This is a genomic window from Mesorhizobium sp. WSM4850, assembly GCF_055811735.1.
In genome coordinates this window covers 1-16106 of record NZ_JBVVPV010000073.1, presented here as the reverse complement: position 1 = coordinate 16106, position 16106 = coordinate 1, and the positions used below count along the sequence as shown (strand labels likewise).

General features: G+C 62.9%; 9 protein-coding genes and 2 pseudogenes. 6 read left to right on the top strand and 5 right to left on the bottom strand.

The window, feature by feature from the left end:
* Positions 1 to 437: 437 nt before the first annotated feature.
* From AC0L2Z_RS33330 to AC0L2Z_RS33310, 5 genes and pseudogenes are all read left to right on the top strand, one after another.
* The gene (locus AC0L2Z_RS33330; RefSeq protein WP_473630412.1) at positions 438 to 1127 is read left to right on the top strand and encodes a DUF2817 domain-containing protein; all 690 of its coding nucleotides are present in this window, start codon (positions 438 to 440) and stop codon (positions 1125 to 1127) included.
* A gap of 95 nt (positions 1128 to 1222) precedes the next feature.
* Positions 1223 to 1510 (top strand): annotated as a pseudogene (locus tag AC0L2Z_RS33325) (DUF2817 domain-containing protein); the annotation flags it as partial.
* 369 nt (positions 1511 to 1879) lie between these two features.
* Positions 1880 to 5998, top strand: a complete 4119-nt coding sequence (locus AC0L2Z_RS33320; RefSeq protein WP_473630411.1) for a GAF domain-containing protein — start codon at positions 1880 to 1882, stop codon at positions 5996 to 5998.
* A complete protein-coding gene (locus AC0L2Z_RS33315; protein WP_473630410.1) occupies positions 5995 to 6384 on the top strand; it encodes a response regulator in 390 nt (129 codons plus the stop codon). The genes AC0L2Z_RS33320 and AC0L2Z_RS33315 overlap by 4 nt, the downstream gene beginning before the upstream one ends.
* A complete protein-coding gene (locus AC0L2Z_RS33310) occupies positions 6381 to 7625 on the top strand; it encodes an adenylate/guanylate cyclase domain-containing protein (RefSeq protein WP_473630409.1) in 1245 nt (414 codons plus the stop codon). Before AC0L2Z_RS33315 ends, AC0L2Z_RS33310 begins: the two co-directional genes overlap by 4 nt.
* 7 nt (positions 7626 to 7632) lie before the next feature.
* On the opposite strand, the pseudogene AC0L2Z_RS33305 reads toward AC0L2Z_RS33310, so the two are convergent.
* A pseudogene (locus AC0L2Z_RS33305) lies at positions 7633 to 7944 on the bottom strand (alpha/beta fold hydrolase); the annotation flags it as partial.
* A gap of 408 nt (positions 7945 to 8352) precedes the next feature.
* Here AC0L2Z_RS33305 and AC0L2Z_RS33300 point away from each other — a divergent pair.
* The gene (locus tag AC0L2Z_RS33300; protein ID WP_473630408.1) at positions 8353 to 8622 is read left to right on the top strand and encodes an alpha-hydroxy-acid oxidizing protein; all 270 of its coding nucleotides are present in this window, start codon (positions 8353 to 8355) and stop codon (positions 8620 to 8622) included.
* A gap of 679 nt (positions 8623 to 9301) precedes the next feature.
* Here the strand turns inward: AC0L2Z_RS33300 and AC0L2Z_RS33295 are convergent.
* The 4 genes from AC0L2Z_RS33295 to secA all read right to left on the bottom strand — a co-directional run.
* Positions 9302 to 9910, bottom strand: a complete 609-nt coding sequence (locus tag AC0L2Z_RS33295; RefSeq protein WP_473630407.1) for a hypothetical protein — start codon at positions 9908 to 9910, stop codon at positions 9302 to 9304.
* Between the two features lie 479 nt (positions 9911 to 10389).
* The gene (locus tag AC0L2Z_RS33290) at positions 10390 to 11670 is read right to left on the bottom strand and encodes a GNAT family N-acetyltransferase (protein WP_023797281.1); all 1281 of its coding nucleotides are present in this window, start codon (positions 11668 to 11670) and stop codon (positions 10390 to 10392) included.
* Complete coding sequence (locus AC0L2Z_RS33285) at positions 11670 to 13070, bottom strand: lipopolysaccharide biosynthesis protein (RefSeq protein WP_473630413.1); 1401 nt, start codon at positions 13068 to 13070, stop codon at positions 11670 to 11672. Before AC0L2Z_RS33285 ends, AC0L2Z_RS33290 begins: the two co-directional genes overlap by 1 nt.
* Before the next feature lie 375 nt (positions 13071 to 13445).
* Positions 13446 to 16106: preprotein translocase subunit SecA (gene secA, locus AC0L2Z_RS33280; protein WP_473630406.1), on the bottom strand; the 2661-nt coding region annotated here is incomplete at its 5' end.

Genomic DNA, 16106 nt, shown 5'->3' with positions numbered 1-16106 from the left:
GTGATCACAGGTCCGCGACACCCGATCGAGGCGAGTTGCTTCAATAGCAAGTCGGACATATGAGCCCCCTCGTCGCAGCGACTGCCGAACCTATCACCGAGGCGCATCCTACCCGCAATCGTTGCAGTTAGCACCGCAGAAAGCGTTCGAGTCCAGCGATCAGCGTTCTCACAAGCCTCCGACAAGACCCTACACCTTGCGGTCGGTCGGCTCTGCGCCTCATAGCAGTGATCGCCACGGTCGCGTCCATTCCCCAAAAGCGGACGTCGCCAGAGCAGAGGCAACAGACAGCGTACAACGTCCATTTGCGCCAAATGAGTTGATCCCGCTCGGCGATAAGTATCAGCTGCTAATGATCGAACGTCCTTAAGCGCCCAGCTTCGTCGCCTTGCCACTTCATCATTACCCTGTCACCATCAGTCACTGCGGGGTGACTAATGGACAGCTTTTCCGAAAGCTACCTTGAAGCGCGCAACAAGTTTCTCGTTGCCTGTGCTCAAGCTGGCGCACAGGTAACGCACTATCACCGCGAAGGATTTAGGGGCGAGGCTGGCGAATCGCTCGCTGCCGACGTCGCTTGCCTTGGACCCGAAACTGCCGACCGTTCCGCGATAGTCATCTGTGGCACGCATGGCTCTGAAGCGTTTTCCGGCTCCGCAATACCAACCCGCTGGCTTTCATCTCGAAGTAGCGGAGCGCCAAGCGTCCGGCTCGTGCTCGTGCACGCCATCAATCCTTCGGGCTTCTCGCATCGCACGCGCACAGACGAAAACAACATCGACATGAACCGCAACTTCGTGAGCGTCGATGACGGCCCGGTACCGCAAAATCCCGCCTATGACGCCGTCATCCAGCTCCTACATTCCGACCCTTCAGATGCAGCCCGCGTGCTCGAGCTGCACCGTACCTACAAGACCTATTTCGAGGTGAACGGCTGGGCACTTGAAGGCCAGATTTGGCAGGGACAGTGGCATCGGTCTGACGGATTCATGTATGGCGGGCAGGCGCCGAGTTGGTCGAACATTACGTTCCGCCGCATCGTCCGGGAGCATCTCTCACGCGCGAGCACAATAGGTTTCATAGATGGCACACCGGGATTGGCCAGTTCGGCGAAATCGTGCACTTGATCTTCGACGTGCCCGAAAGCGAGGAGCACCGCGCGGCGTCGGGCTAGTGGGCGCTCGCAACCAAAGAAGACAGCACGTTCAAGACGGGCGTCAAGCCGAAGTACCACGGGCTTCTTTGTCAGGCGATCCGCCAAGAGCGGCCCGATGCGCGGATCGCTGGCGCGGTGATCGAGTTTGGCACGGCCGATGATTATCAGCTCTTCCGTGGCGACCTGATCGACCGCTGGCTACGCTTCGAGGGACGCGACCACCCCGACGCCAAAGAGCTACGCGCCGCTCACGTCGATATATGCTGCCCGCGGGACATCTCCTGGCGCAGGCTGGTCGAGGCGCGCGGACCGGTGTTGATGGATCAGCTCCTGGCAGGAGTTGCAGGCTGGTGAGCCGACGCCGTTTGGCGAACCTCCGCAAGCGCCGCATGTCGGCCGCTGAGGTGATCGTTGCTCCGGTCCGATAGCAGACTTGCTGGCAACTACCCTGGAACATCGCAGTTGCGCCAACACCTGACATTGCTGTTAAAGTCGCGATCAAGCCCGCGCAGGCCCTTAGCAGGAAGTGCCACCTAACCGTTCTGATTAAGGCGAACCGCCCTATTGCTGGAAAAAACGTCGAAAGTCCGGCCACCGATCCTCGCTGCGAATGGGGACGGATCGATTGACCGTCGGGTGACCTAGCATTTCTACTATCATTCTGCCTATGGTTTGCGTCTCGACCTAGAGGGCAGCGCAGCGACCGAGGGCTAGAACCTGCACATGCGGGAATCACACGGCGAACTCGAAGCTAGGATTGGGCTTTTCACGCGGGAGCTCAACGAAGCGCTTGAACGCGAGACGGCAACCGGCGAGCTGCTTCGTGTCATCGCCTCGTCGCCGACAGATATCAAGCCGGTCCTCGACGCCGTGGCGGCGAGCGCCGCCCGTCTTTGCGACGCCTATGACGTGATCATCCGGCTCAAGAAGGACAATATGCTCCATCTCGGTGCGCATTCGGGCCCGATTGCGGTCGACGAGGCGCCGTGGCCGCTGGAGCGCGACCGGGTAATGGCGCGGTCGGTTATCGATGCGAGGACCGTGCAGGTCGAAGACCTATCCGAAGCCGGGGCCGAATTCGCGGCAGGCCGGGAAATGGCCATTCAGTACGGCTTTCGCACCATTCTGGTGACACCTCTCGTGAGCGATGGAAGAGCGATCGGTGCGATTTCCCTGCGGCGAAGAGAGGTGAGACCGTTCAGCGACAGGCAGATCGAGCTTCTGAAGACCTTCGCCGACCAGGCCGTGATCGCCATCTCGAACGTGCGGCTGTTCGAAGAAGTGCAGGCGCGGACGGCCGAACTCAGCGAAGCGCTGGCTCAGCAGACCGCGACGGCCGACGTGCTCAAGGTAATCAGCCGGTCGGTCTTCGACCTTGAACCCGTACTGCAGACGCTACTCGATTCGGCGATCCGCCTGGCCGGCGGTGATATGGGCGCGATCTCACTGCGCGATGGCGATTGGCTACGGGTCATGACTGGGACCGGTTGGACCGATGAACTTCGCGCTTATGAGAAGAGCCATCCACACCCGATCGGGCGTGGGACATTTCAAGGTCGAGCCGCCCTCGAAGGGGCAACCGTTCATGTGCCCGACGTGTCCAAGGATATGGAATACAAAAGGCCGGAAGCGGCGACCATGGGCGATTTCCGCGCGGCCCTTTCGGTCCCCCTCAAGCGAGGCCAGGAGGTGATCGGTGTCTTCGGCATGGCGAGGCGAACCGTGGGGCCGTTCTCACAACGCCAGATCGAACTTGTGGAGAGTTTCGCCGACCAGGCGGTCATCGCAATCGAGAACGTGCGTCTCTTCGACGAGGTGCAGGCGCGCAACCGCGAGGTGACCGAATCGTTGGAGCGGGAGACCGCGACCGGCTCCATCCTGCGCGTCATCGCGGCGTCCCCGACTGACATCCAACCGGTTCTGGACGCCGTCGCGGAAAGCGCGGCGCGTCTCTGCGAGGCCTATGACGCGACGATCTATCTGCGGCAGGGCGATCGTTTGGCGGTCGGGGCGCATCATGGGCCGATCCCGGTCGACGACGCCGGGCTGCCTGTCGCCCGCGACGTGGTCACCGGTCGCGCGGTGCTCGACCGGGCACCGGTCCATGTTCATGACCTGACCGAGGCGGGTGTAGACTTTGCAACGGGCAGGGCAATGGCCCACCGGCTCGGCTTCCGCACCATCCTTGCGATCCCACTGCTGCGTGACGGGGAGGCGGTCGGAGCGCTGATGATCCGGCGCATCGAGATACGGCCCTTCACGGACAAGCAGATCGCGCTGCTCAAGACTTTCGCCGACCAGGCCGTCATCGCCATCTCGAACGTGCGGCTGTTCGAGGAAGTACAGGCGCGCACGGCCGAGCTCAGCGAGGCCTTACGGCAGCAGACCGCGACCTCGGAGGTGCTCGACGTCATCAGCCGTTCGATCGTCGAGCTTGAGCCGGTTTTCGAGGTAATCCTGGAAAATGCCGCTCGCATCTGCGACGCCAGCTTCGGCAATCTTGCGCTCCGGGAGGGCGATGGCTTCCGCCATGTCGCCGCCTACGGCGCGACCGAGGAGTGGGAAGAATTCAAGAAGGGCGGGAGCCTGATGCAGCCCGGCCCGAACACCGCGCTCGGCCAGGCGCTCGCGACCAGGCGCTACGCCCATATCGACGACGTCACGAACGATCCGGCCTTTGCCGAAGGTGATCCGCTGAGAACGCGCGTGGTCGAGCTGTTCAAGGCGCGCACCATGCTTTCCGTTCCGCTGGTCAAGGACGATGTCGTGATCGGCGCGATCACGCTGCACCGCCAGGAGGTGCGGCCCTTCACCGACAAGCAGATCGCGCTGGTCACCAGCTTCGCCAGCCAGGCGGTGATCGCGATCGAGAACGCCCGGCTGTTCAAGCAGGTTCAGGCACGCACGGCAGAACTCACCGAAGCGTTGGAACAGCAGACCGCGACGGCGGACGTGCTCAAGGTTATCAGTGCCTCGACATTCGATCTCAAGGCGGTGCTTCAGACGCTGATAGACTCCGCGGTGAAGTTATGCGGGGCCGAATTGGGTGGCATATATATGCTCGACGGCGACGTTTACCACATATCCGCTTCGCATGGGCACTCGCCTGAGTTGAGAGCCCATGAGGAAGCCCATCCCAATCGCGTTGGCCGTGATTCCTGGGTTGGTCGCGCCGCATTGGAAAGGGCGGTCGTTCATGTCCCCGACGTGACCCTGGACTTGGAGTATGGTACTCCAGATGTGCCAACAATAGGAAAGTTCGCAGCTGGGTTATCGGTGCCGTTGTTGCGCGAAGGCATCCCGATTGGTGTCTTCTCGATGGCGCGTGCAAAGCCAGGCCCGTTTTCCGAGCGCCAGATCGAACTCGTCCAGACTTTCGCCGATCAGGCCGTCATCGCGATCGAGAACGTCCGCCTGTTCGAGGAAGTGCAGCAGCGGACGCGGGAGGCCACCGAGGCGCTAGAGTACCAGACGGCGACCAGCGATGTGCTTGGCGTCATCAGCCGCTCGCCCACTGATGTGCAGCCGGTGTTCAACATGATCGCGCAAAGTGCCGCCCGCCTGTGCGAAGCGCAGTTCTGCTTTGTCTACAGATATGATGGCCAGCTTCTGCATTTCGTCGCGCATCACGGCATCACCGAAGAAAGCGTTGAGATCGTACGCAACACCTTTCCCGTGGCACCTACTCGCGGCTGTGCCGCCGAACGGGCGATTCTCTATCTTGACGTGGCGCAGATCCCGGACCTCACCTTGGATAGTGAATTCACGCATCGCGCCGCGGCGGCCTTTTCGGGCCTGCGCAGCGCTGTCGCCGTGCCGATGCTGCGCGACGGCCTGCCCATCGGTTGCATAGCAGTCGGGCGTGCTGAGACGGGCTTTCTTGCCGCCAAGCAAGTCGAACTTCTGAAGACTTTCGCCGATCAGGCCGTCATTGCGATCGAGAACGTCCGGCTGTTCGATGAAGTGCAGGCGCGCACCGAGGAACTGTCGCGCTCGCTGGACGACCTGCGCAAGGCCCAGGATCGGCTCGTGCAGACCGAAAAGCTCGCCTCGCTCGGCCAGCTGACCGCGGGAATAGCGCACGAGATCAAGAACCCGCTCAACTTCGTCAACAATTTTTCCTCGCTGTCCGGCGACCTGATCGTGGAGCTGCGCGACGCGCTGCAAGGCGCGGCGCTTGACGACAAGACCCGCGCGGAGATCGACGAGTTGTCGGATATGCTGAGGGGCAATCTCGAGAAGGTGGTGCAGCACGGCAAGCGCGCCGACTCGATCGTCAGGAACATGCTGCTCCACTCGCGCTCGGGCTCGAACGAGCACCGGCCGGTCGACATCAACGCGGTCGTGGAGGAGAGCTTGAACCTTGCCTATCATGGCGCCCGCGCCGAGGGGAAAGGCTTCAACATCATGTTGGAAAGGAATTTCGATCCAGGCGCCGGCGAGGTCGATCTCTTTCCGCAGGAAATCACGCGCGTGCTGTTGAACCTGATCTCGAACGGCTTTTACGCGACGACGAAACGGCCGGCGGTTGAAGGCGAAACCGGCTACGAGCCGGTGCTGGCGGCATCGACGAAAAGCCTGGGCGATGCGGTCGAGATCAGGATTCGCGACAACGGCACCGGCATCCCGCCGGACGTGAAGGAAAAAATGTTCAACCCGTTCTTCACCACCAAGCCGGCGGGCGAGGGCACGGGGCTTGGCCTGTCCTTGAGCTACGACATCATCGTGAAACAGCACGCCGGCACGATAGAGGTGGAGACCGAGCCGGGCACCTTCACCGAGTTCCGCATCGTTTTACCGCGAGGTGCGGCGACGCTCGCCAAAACCGGAGGCAACGCTTGAGCCTGCTCATCCTGGTCGTCGACGACGAGCCCGACGTAGAGCTGCTGTTCCGGCAGCAATTCCGGCGAGATCTTAGAACCGGGCGCTTCGAGATGGCGTTCGCGCTTTCGGCGCCGCAGGCGCTGGCGCTTATCGAGGCTGCGGAAAGCGCTTCGCTGATCCTCATCCTGTCGGACATCAACATGCCGGGCATGAGCGGCCTGGAGCTTCTGCCGAAAGCGAAGGCGTTGCGTCCCGATGTGCCCGTGATCATGATCACCGCCTATAGCGACGCAGAGACCAATAGGAACGCGCTGGAAAACGGCGCCGAGGCGCTATTGACGAAGCCGCTCGATTTCGTCGCGCTACGCGGCGAGATTGACGTTCGCGTCGGGCTCGCGGCATGACGGCGCTGATCCTGGTCGTCGACGACGAGCCGGACCTGGAGCCGCTGGTCCTGCAGAAATTCCGCCACGAAATCCGCGACGGCGCCGTGAGCTTTATCTTCGCCCGCGACGGCGTCGAGGCGCTCGACCTGATCGCCGCCAATCCCGACATCGAAATGGTCGTTACCGACATCAACATGCCGCGCATGGACGGGCTGTCGCTTCTTGCGAAGCTCCAGGACGCCGAGGAGCGGCTGTCGACCATCATCGTGTCGGCCTATGGCGACATGGCCAACATCCGGACCGCAATGAACCGCGGCGCCTTCGATTTCCTGATGAAGCCGATCGATTTCGCCGACCTCGAGACGACTATCGCCAAGACGCTGAGGCACCTTTCCCTTCTGCGCGACGCGCGGGGCAAGCAGGTGGCGGCCGAGCGCGCGCACGCCTCGCTGTCGCGCTACTTCTCGCCCAACCTCGCCGAGCGGCTCGCCGGCGACGCTGGCGAGCTTGCCGGGCAACGACGCGAGGTGGCGTCGCTCTTCACTGACATCGCCGGCTTCACTGCGCTGGCGGAAACGCTCGACCCGGCGGTACTGGGTGAACTCCTCAACGCGTACCTCGCCGGCATGACCGACATCGTTTTCCACCACGAGGGCACGGTGGCCAAGATCGTCGGGGACGCACTGCATGTGCTCTTCGGCGCGCCGGGCGAGCAGCCCGACCATGCCGCCCGCGCGGTCGCCTGCGCGCTTGACCTCGACGACTTTTCGGAAGACTTCCGCGCCGGCTGGCCCCCCAGGGGCGTGGCGCTCGGCCCCACCCGCATCGGCGTCCACGCCGGGCCGGCGATCGTCGGCAATTTCGGCGGCGCCCGCTTCTTCGACTACTCCGCCTATGGCGACACCATCAACATCGCGGCGCGGCTGGAAGCCGCCAACAAGCAACTCGGCACCCGTATTTGCGTGAGCGAGAGCGTCGCGAGACAGGTTGCGAATTTCCGAGGGCGGCCGGTGGGTGACCTCGTGTTGAGAGGACGAACGGAGTCGCTGCGCGCTTTCGAGCCACTGCGGCCTGAACAATGCGATGACCTCGCGACGAAGGATTACCTCGCGGCTTTCGCCAAGCTGGAAGCCGGCGACCCTAGTGCGGTCACCTCGTTCGCTGCTGAGGTAGGCAGGCGCGCAGAGGACCAGCTTGCGAGCTTCCACTTGAAGCGATTGCTGAACGGCGCGACAGGTCCGCGGATCAACATGGATTGATCGAGCCTACGTTCAAATGTCCACTTCCGCTCACTTCGATCTCCTTGAGGCTCGTTCCGAAATTCTTCAATACATGACGGCATCGGCTGGCGCGCCGATCGTGGCGATGGCGCGCACCTTCGGAACATCCTTGGCCATCGCGGACTGCCGCACCTCCGATCGAATAGCCGATCAGCAAGGACCGTGCGCGGTAATGATCGCTCAGATAGTCGACGGCCGAAAGGAGGTCGGCCACATTCGAGGAGAAATTCGTCGGCGCGAATTCGCCCTCGCTCGATCCCAAACCCGTGAAGTCGAAGCGTATGACAGCGACACCTTGCGAGCGAGCCCGATTGGGTTGAGAAGCACCATCCGCTCGTCCGTCCGGAGGACCGGGCAATTTACATCGAAGGACTTCGCAAAGCCGGCTCGGATGAGGCGAAGCGTCAATCGCTGCCCATTCCGAATTAGCAGCGCTCGTTGAACGAGTGCCGCCGCCCTCTCTATCGTTTCTCGGGGCTTTTCTTCCAGTTCGTCCGACTTGGGTGAGATCCGGGCGGCCGCCTCATCCAGGCGAATATCTGCTATTCCACCTTGGCTGCGCAAAGCCGACTGGCAGCCTTCGGCCCCGTTTCCGCCCCTCAGTCATCGGCGTTCGTTGTCCCGCGTGCCGCCGCCTTGCGGCCAGCGGCCATATGCGCGAACGTTGTCTTTGGATTAGCCGACTTTTTTTCAGACGTTAACCGGAGTGGTCCATGCCGCCATCGCGGAGCGGGTAGCCGGGCGGATTCCCATCATCCTCGACGGCGGCGTGAGGCGTGGCACAGACGTTTTGAAGGCGATTGCCCTAGGGGCAAGCGCAGTCATGATTGGTCGCCCCTATGTCTACGCCCTGGCAACGGGTGGTGCTGAGGGCGTAGCCCATTGTGTCGACCTGCTTCGCCGGGACTTCGAGGTGGCAATGGCGCTGACCGGCCGGGCGCGCATCGGCGAGATCGACCGGTCGGTAATCTGGTGAAGTCCGGACCTATTTCCTCGGCCAAGTTCAGCATTCCACTTGTGACGCTTTACCTCCGTCCCCGCCCTTTGTCCAACGAGCGCCGGCCATAGCAAGGGGGCGGCTTTTGGACAGAAAACTTGGATTGTGGGGACGCTCTCCACTCCTTACGCAGCGCTATTCTAAGCCCGAGAATTCGCGGCACTGATGGCAACGCCTGATCGGTTCTAGACCTCCATTGGATCATGCGCCTGTCAGATTTGGATCGGAATGCGTCGTTCCCCAGCATCTACCTGAATGGCCGCTTTTGAGGACTCGCACCGTGAAGCTGACGGTCTGCTGTCGGCCCCTTTCAAGCCATTCCGATGCTGTGACGTCTACAGCGGCACGGTTTGAACTTGCGACCCCTTTGCCGTGCAAGTTAGCCGGTCGATCGCTATCGATTGGTCCCGGTCAGGCATCGAAGAGGTCCTGTCCTAGCTAGGTTTCGGTGAGACAATCTCGACGAAAAAGATAAGGATCTTGAATGGCCTATTCTGTCCCACTTTCGAAATTGAGCGTTGAAAAGGTTCAAATCTTGCCTCCCGGCTAGGGGCACCATTTTCTACCCGAGACACCTTGAAAGCTCGGTGGGAGGTTATCCCAGGCGCACCTGGGATACCCCAATTGAGGCCGGGCCATTGCGTAGACTAAGTCGCCATTACATCGGCCCCGGCACCATCTTGGTCGGCTGCTCCGGCATCGGAAACGCGTAATTGTCGCATTTCACGTCGGGGTTCGTCGGGCTGAACATTCCAAGTGGGTTGTCTTTGAACAGCCAGACGTGAAGATCGTAATGGTAGAACTCCACCGGAATAAGCGGATAATGCCCCTCCATCGGCCCCTGGAACGTCTGTCCAAACAGTTTCGGCGGTTCCTTGGTGTCGGGCGTCAGCGGAACAAGCCATTCCACGGCCACCAGGCGCAAGCCGCCGTCGACCGGCTCATAGATAAGGACATTGGGGCGCGCCGGATCTGGTGTCGGGCTGACGCTCGCGACGTTGACGAAATGAATGCCCATCGCGCCCTTCGGGTAATCCATAGCTCCAGCCACTTTTTCGCCGCTGTAATAAACGCATCCGACCGTCGACAGGTAGAGGTCGCGAATGGCGGCCTTGTAGTCTTCGTACTTCGAAAGCGATTGTTTCAGGGCATCGATCTCGACCTTGCCGGGCTCGGCGGCCTGACCCGCGGCCGCAGTCAGGCAGGCGCCGATGAGGCCGGTCAAAGCGAGAATACTGCCACGCCTGAAGTGAATTGTTTTCGTCATGCATTCCTCCCAGATTTTTGTTCTGGCCGTGCAGGACCGAGGCGGCAATGATGCTGGTCGCGCGGCCGAGATTGTCGCCGATGCTAATCCTTTCCGCTGGTTGGGAGAATTAACCCTGATGACCTAGGCCTTCGACACAGTTCTTCCACTGAGTCTGAAAGGGACTGTGGACGGTCGCTGCCGCCGGCCTGCAGCTGCCAATTTCCAGCGCTGGTGATTAGCGTAAGCCCCCTGCGCCTTCGTCATTCCCAGGCCGGAGCAAGGAGCGAAGCGACGCGGCGGCGCGGTAGACCAGGCGATGGTCCTGGATGATGCGCCGCCGACCACCAGCGCCAAGACGGGTGCTGGACGGAGCGCGGCCGTGCCAAGCTGGAGCACCCCTCGTCCGGCCGCGGAGCCTGTCCTCGGGCTTGCCGGAGGCAAGACCCGTGGGCGGCCACCTTCTCCCACAAGTGGAGAAGGGAGAGCCGCACTTTGCCCTACCGCCGTCCCAGCAAGCTCTTCACCCGGTTGCGCAGCAGGCGCGCCATGTTGCGGGTTTCGCGGTAGAGGTGGATCTGCGACGCCGCCTGGCGGGCGAGGCGGTCGGCGTCCGGCGTCAGGCCGAGGACCAGCGTGCCGATCGGCCGGCGCTCCGTCCATAGCCGGCTCATCACCGGATGGTCGGGCACGGCGCAGGAATCGGTCATCATGATGTTGGGATCGTCGAGATGCTGCCTGGTCACCTCGATCATCAGCAGCGTGCCCGGCGAATAGGCGGCGAGCGTCTCGTCATAGGCCGTCTTCCAGGTGTAGGCGACGCCGGCCTCGACGAAGACGACCAGGCAAGCGATGGTGCGGTCATCGAGCGTCAGTGAATGGATGCGGCACAGGTCGCGTTCGGCCAGCCGGTGCACGGCCTCGCGGGCAAAGGCGGCGCGGTAGCGGTCGATGGCCATGGCGGTGCGCTCGCGGCCTTTCCAGCCGGCGGCCTCAAGCGTCAAAAAACGCTCGATGGCATGGCGGATGTTTTCCGGTCCGCGCGCCACCTGATGCTCCAGCCTGCCCAGGTCGGCGAGGCGGCGTTTTAGGCGGCGGAACTCGCGATAATGGTGCGAGCGCAGCGAGGCCTTCAGATACTCATCGCCGTCGATCTCGCTTTCGAGCATCGGCCGTTCGGCCTTGCCGGTGGTGACCAGCGTCAGGCCACGCGTCTCGGCGACGGTGGCCAGCAGGCTGGCCACCGGGCCGTCGAGCCGGATGTCGGGCAGCACGAAGACTTTTGGCAGTTTGAGATGCGGCCGCGACAGCATCGCGAAGAAATCCTCGATGACGCCGACGGGATCGTCGCGGTCGACCAGCGGCGTGCCGATCGGCCCGAACGGGCTCGACCATGTGCGCATCACCCGCACGCCGAGCGGCGTCGCCGGCCGCTCCACCGAGAACGGCACCAGCAAGCGCAGCCGGTTGCGGTATTCGTCGCCGTCGCGGATGACCGCCAGCCGCACCTCGCGGTCTTCCAGTCGCGGCATGGCGGGTGCCAGGAAGCGCGGGTTGAAGAACACGTTGGGCTCGATCGTGCGGGCGCAGAGATAGTCGAGTTCCTCGACCAGGTCGAAGCCGGCGGAGGCGGCGTAAATTGCCAGTTTGCGCTGGGGCCGGCCGTTGGCCAACAATTCGATATGGGCGGGATCGGCTTCGCGGGCGAGCCCGGCGAGGCCCGACACCAGGGCGCCGGCCGGGCCGCCGCTGGTTTCCTCGAGCAACGGGATGGCAGCCATCACGCGGCTCCTTTGGCGGCTACGAAAATGACCATGACGATGCCGAGCCTGCGCCAGACCGTGAAGGACAGCGCGCCGGCTTCGAAGATCATCGCGAAGGCGGTGGCCATCGCCGCGCCCCACAGGCCGAAAAGCGGGATCAGCACCAGATTGAGGCCGATGTTGAAGGCCAGCGTCATGGCGTAGACGGCGGCGCAGATATTCTGGTTGCCGCTCATGGTGAGCAGGCTTTCGCAGGGGCCGACGGCGGCGCGGGCGACGACGCCGAAGACCAGCAGGAACAACAGCGGGTAGCCGGCAACGAATTCAGGCCCGAACAAGCTCAGCATCGGCTCGCCCAGCACCAGCACCAGCAGCGCCATCAACAGCGATGGCCAGAACGTCCACGACACGGTTTCGCGGGCGAAGGCGGCGAGCTTTTCGGGCTCGCCATGGGTGAATTGCGCGTAGCGCTGGGCAACGCCCGCCTTGACCGCAAAATAGACGAAATGCACCAGCGCCAGCGTCTTGACCGTGGCGAAATAGACGGCGACGTCGTTGGGATTCATATAGGCGCCGACCATCAGCACGTCGGCATTGGTGAGCAGGAAGAAGAAGCCTTCGACCAGGAAGATCGGCAGCGACACGAGGAACCATTGCGCGAAATGCAGCTTCCTCGGCCCGGCCGGGATTTTTTTGCCGATGCGCGCAGTGATGCCGATGAGCTGGCCGAGCGTGGTGGCATAGGTGGCGGCGATCGAGGCGAAGATCGCCGTCCTGGCATCGGGCGCAAAGCCGACCAGAAGCATCAGCGCCATCAGCGCCAGGATCAGCACCGGCCGCACCAGATAAGTCGGCGCCAGCGCAAACAGCGCCCACGAGTTGGCCCGCGCCAGCCCCTGCAGCAGATCGGACATGGCGATCATCGGCATGCAGATGAGGCCGAGGATGAACGGCACGACATAGTAGTTCTCGATAAACGGCGAGAGCAGCCAGACGCCGAGCGCGCCCAGTCCGGCGATCGCCGTCGAGGCGACCAGCACGAACAGGCGGCTGGTCAGCACGATGCCGCGCAGTTCGGCCAGCATGTTGCGCTCGCGATATTCGGGAATGAAGCGGATGATCGAGGTGTGGAAGCCGAGGCAGGCGAGATTGCCGACGATCACCATCGTCACCCAGACAAGGACAAAAATGCCATACTCGAACGAGCCCATCCAGCGCGCCATCAGCACCTGACTGACGAAAGCGATGACGGCGCTGACGATGCGGATGGAAAAGGCGATCAGCGACATGCGGCTGGCTTCGCAGCGCTCGTCGGCGGTGAATAGCACGGCATCGATGCGGCCAAGCAGCGGCTTTGCGCGCAGCGCAAGGCGCTGCGGCAGGAACCGCCCGGCTGTCGTCGCCGCGGAAAAGCGCACCCTGATCACACTCCGTTCTCGGCTTCTTTTCGGGTCTGGGTGTAGTCAAAACACATTAAGAAACGGTTGGGTGGGAGGTAGGAGTGTTCCCTTCTCCCCGTTCACGGGGAGAAGGTGCCGGCAGGCGGATGAGGGGCGCCGGCTTTGTGACATGTTCACCGTTCGCGGCAGAACGCGACGAAACGACAGGCCAGCTGATGGAAAGAAATAAGAGCTGAAGGCCCATTTCCGGTGTCGACGGGACAGCGCCCCCCTCTCGCCAGCCGGCCATCCCCCCACGGGTGGGGAGATTGGCTAATCGTGGGCGTTGGCGTCGCCCCTCATCCGCCCTTCGGGCACCTTCTCCCCGTGAACGGGGAGAAGGGAAGTGGGTGCTTACGCGAACGCCCCGTGGCAATGCTTGTACTTTTTCCCTGACCCGCACGGGCAGGCCTCGTTGCGGCCGACCTTGCCCCAGGTGGCGGGGTTTTGCGGGTCGCGGTTCTCGGGGGCGACGGTGGCGTGGGTCTCCTGGCGAACCAGAAGGCCGGTCTCGCCGCCATCAAAATCGTCCTCGCCGGTAGTGCCGTCGAGATGACTGCCGAACATGTCGGGCGCCTCGGGCGGCGGCGCTTCGGCGGCTTGGCGGACCAGCTCGACGCGCATCAATTGCGCGGTGACGGCCTGGCGCAGATTGCCCAGCATCGCCTGGAACAGCTCGAACGCCTCGCCCTTGTATTCCTGCAGCGGATCGCGCTGGGCGTAGCCGCGGAAGCCGACGACCGAGCGCAGGTGGTCGAGGTTGACGATGTGCTCGCGCCACAGATGGTCGAGCGTCTGCAGCACCACGGAGCGCTCGACATAGGCCATCACGTCGGGGCCGAAGCGCTCTGCACGCTCCTTGGCAGCGGTCTCGGCGTCCTGGCTGATGCGCTCGCGGATGTCGTCCTCGGCAATGCCCTCTTCTTTGACCCAGTCCTCGATGGGCAGGTCGAGATTGAGGAATTCGGCGACCTCGGCCTTGAGGCCGGCGACGTTCCACTGCTCGGCATAGGCGTTTTCGGGAATGGCCTTGGCGACGATCTCCTCGATGACGCCCTCGCGCATCTCGGCGATGGTTTCGGACAGGCCTTCGCCGTCCATCAGTTCGAGGCGCTGCTCGAACACCACCTTGCGCTGGTCGTTCGAGACGTCGTCATATTTCAGCAGGTTCTTGCGGATGTCGAAATTGCGCGCCTCGACCTTCTTCTGCGCCTTTTCCAGCGCCTTGTTGATCCAGGGGTGGATGATCGCCTCGTCTTCCTTGAGGCCAAGCTTCTGCAGCATGCCGTCCATGCGCTCGGAGCCGAAGATGCGCATCAGATCGTCCTGCAGCGACAGGAAGAATTTTGAGCGCCCGGGATCGCCCTGGCGGCCCGAGCGGCCGCGCAACTGGTTGTCGATGCGGCGTGATTCATGGCGTTCGGTGGCGAGCACGTAGAGGCCGCCGGCGGCGAGCGCCTTCTCCTTCAGCCGGGCGACGTCGTCGCGGATTGCCTTTTCCCTGGCGTCGCGCTCGGGGCCGGCCGGCATGTCGCCAAGCTCCTCGGCGATGCGCATGTCGGCATTGCCGCCGAGCTGGATGTCGGTGCCGCGGCCGGCCATGTTGGTGGCAATGGTAATGGCGCCGGGTTTACCCGCCTGGGCGACGATCGCCGCCTCACGCTCATGGTGGCGGGCGTTCAGCACCTCGAAATCGGCAAAACCTTCCTTGCGCAGGCGTGCGGCCAGCAGCTCGGATTTCTCGATCGAGGTGGTGCCGACCAAGGTAGGCTGGCCTTTTTCGCGGGCTTCCTTGATCTCCCTGACGATCGCCTTGTACTTCTCCTCGACGGTCCGGTAGACCTCGTCGTCCTCGTCAATACGGATGACCGGCAGATTGGTCGGGATCTCGGTGACGTCGAGATTGTAGATGTTGGCGAATTCCTCGGCCTCGGTCAGCGCCGTGCCGGTCATGCCGGCGAGCTTCTTGTAGAGGCGGAAATAGTTCTGGAAGGTGACGGAGGCGAGCGTCTGGTTCTCCGGCTGGATCGCCACATGCTCCTTGGCCTCGAGCGCCTGGTGCAGGCCTTCCGAATAGCGGCGGCCCGGCATCATGCGGCCGGTGAATTCGTCGATGATGACGATCTCGCCGTTGCGCACGATGTAGTCCTTGTCCTTCTGGAACAGCTGGTGCGCCTTGAGCGCATTGTTGACGTGGTGGACGATGGCGACGTTCTCGACGTCGTAGAGCGACTCACCCTTGAGCAGGCCGGCGTCGCGCAAAAGGTTTTCCAGCTTCTCGGTGCCATCCTCGGTAAAGATCGAGGTCTTCTGCTTCTCGTCGATCTCATAGTCGGCCGGCTCGAGCTTCAGCATGAAGGCGTCGATGGTATTGTACATTTCCGAGCGGTCCTCGAGCGGACCGGAAATGATCAGCGGCGTGCGCGCCTCGTCGACGAGGATGGAATCGACCTCGTCGACGATCGCGTAGCTGTGGCCGCGCTGCACCATCTGGGCGCGCTCGTATTTCATGTTGTCGCGCAGATAGTCGAAGCCGAGCTCGTTGTTGGTGGCGTAGGTGACGTCGGCGGCGTAGGCGGCATGGCGTTCCTCGTCGGACAGGCCATGGACGATGACGCCGACCGTAAGGCCGAGGAATTTGTAGACGCGGCCCATCCATTCGGAGTCGCGTGTGGCAAGATAGTCATTGACGGTGACGACATGGACGCCTTTGCCGGCGAGCGCGTTGAGATAGACGGGCAGGGTGGCGACCAGCGTCTTGCCCTCGCCGGTGCGCATCTCGGCGATGCCGCCATTGTGCAGCACCATGCCGCCGATCAGCTGCACGTCGAACGGGCGCATGCCGAGCACGCGGCGCGCCGCTTCGCGCACGGTGGCGAAGGCCGGCACCAGGAGATCGTCGAGACTGGCGCCGTTGGCGACGTCCTGGCGGAATTTTTCCGTGCGGGCCGTCAGTTCGGCGTCGGAGAGCGCCCGCATCTCGTTTTCCATGGCGTTGATCGCTTCGACGCGCGG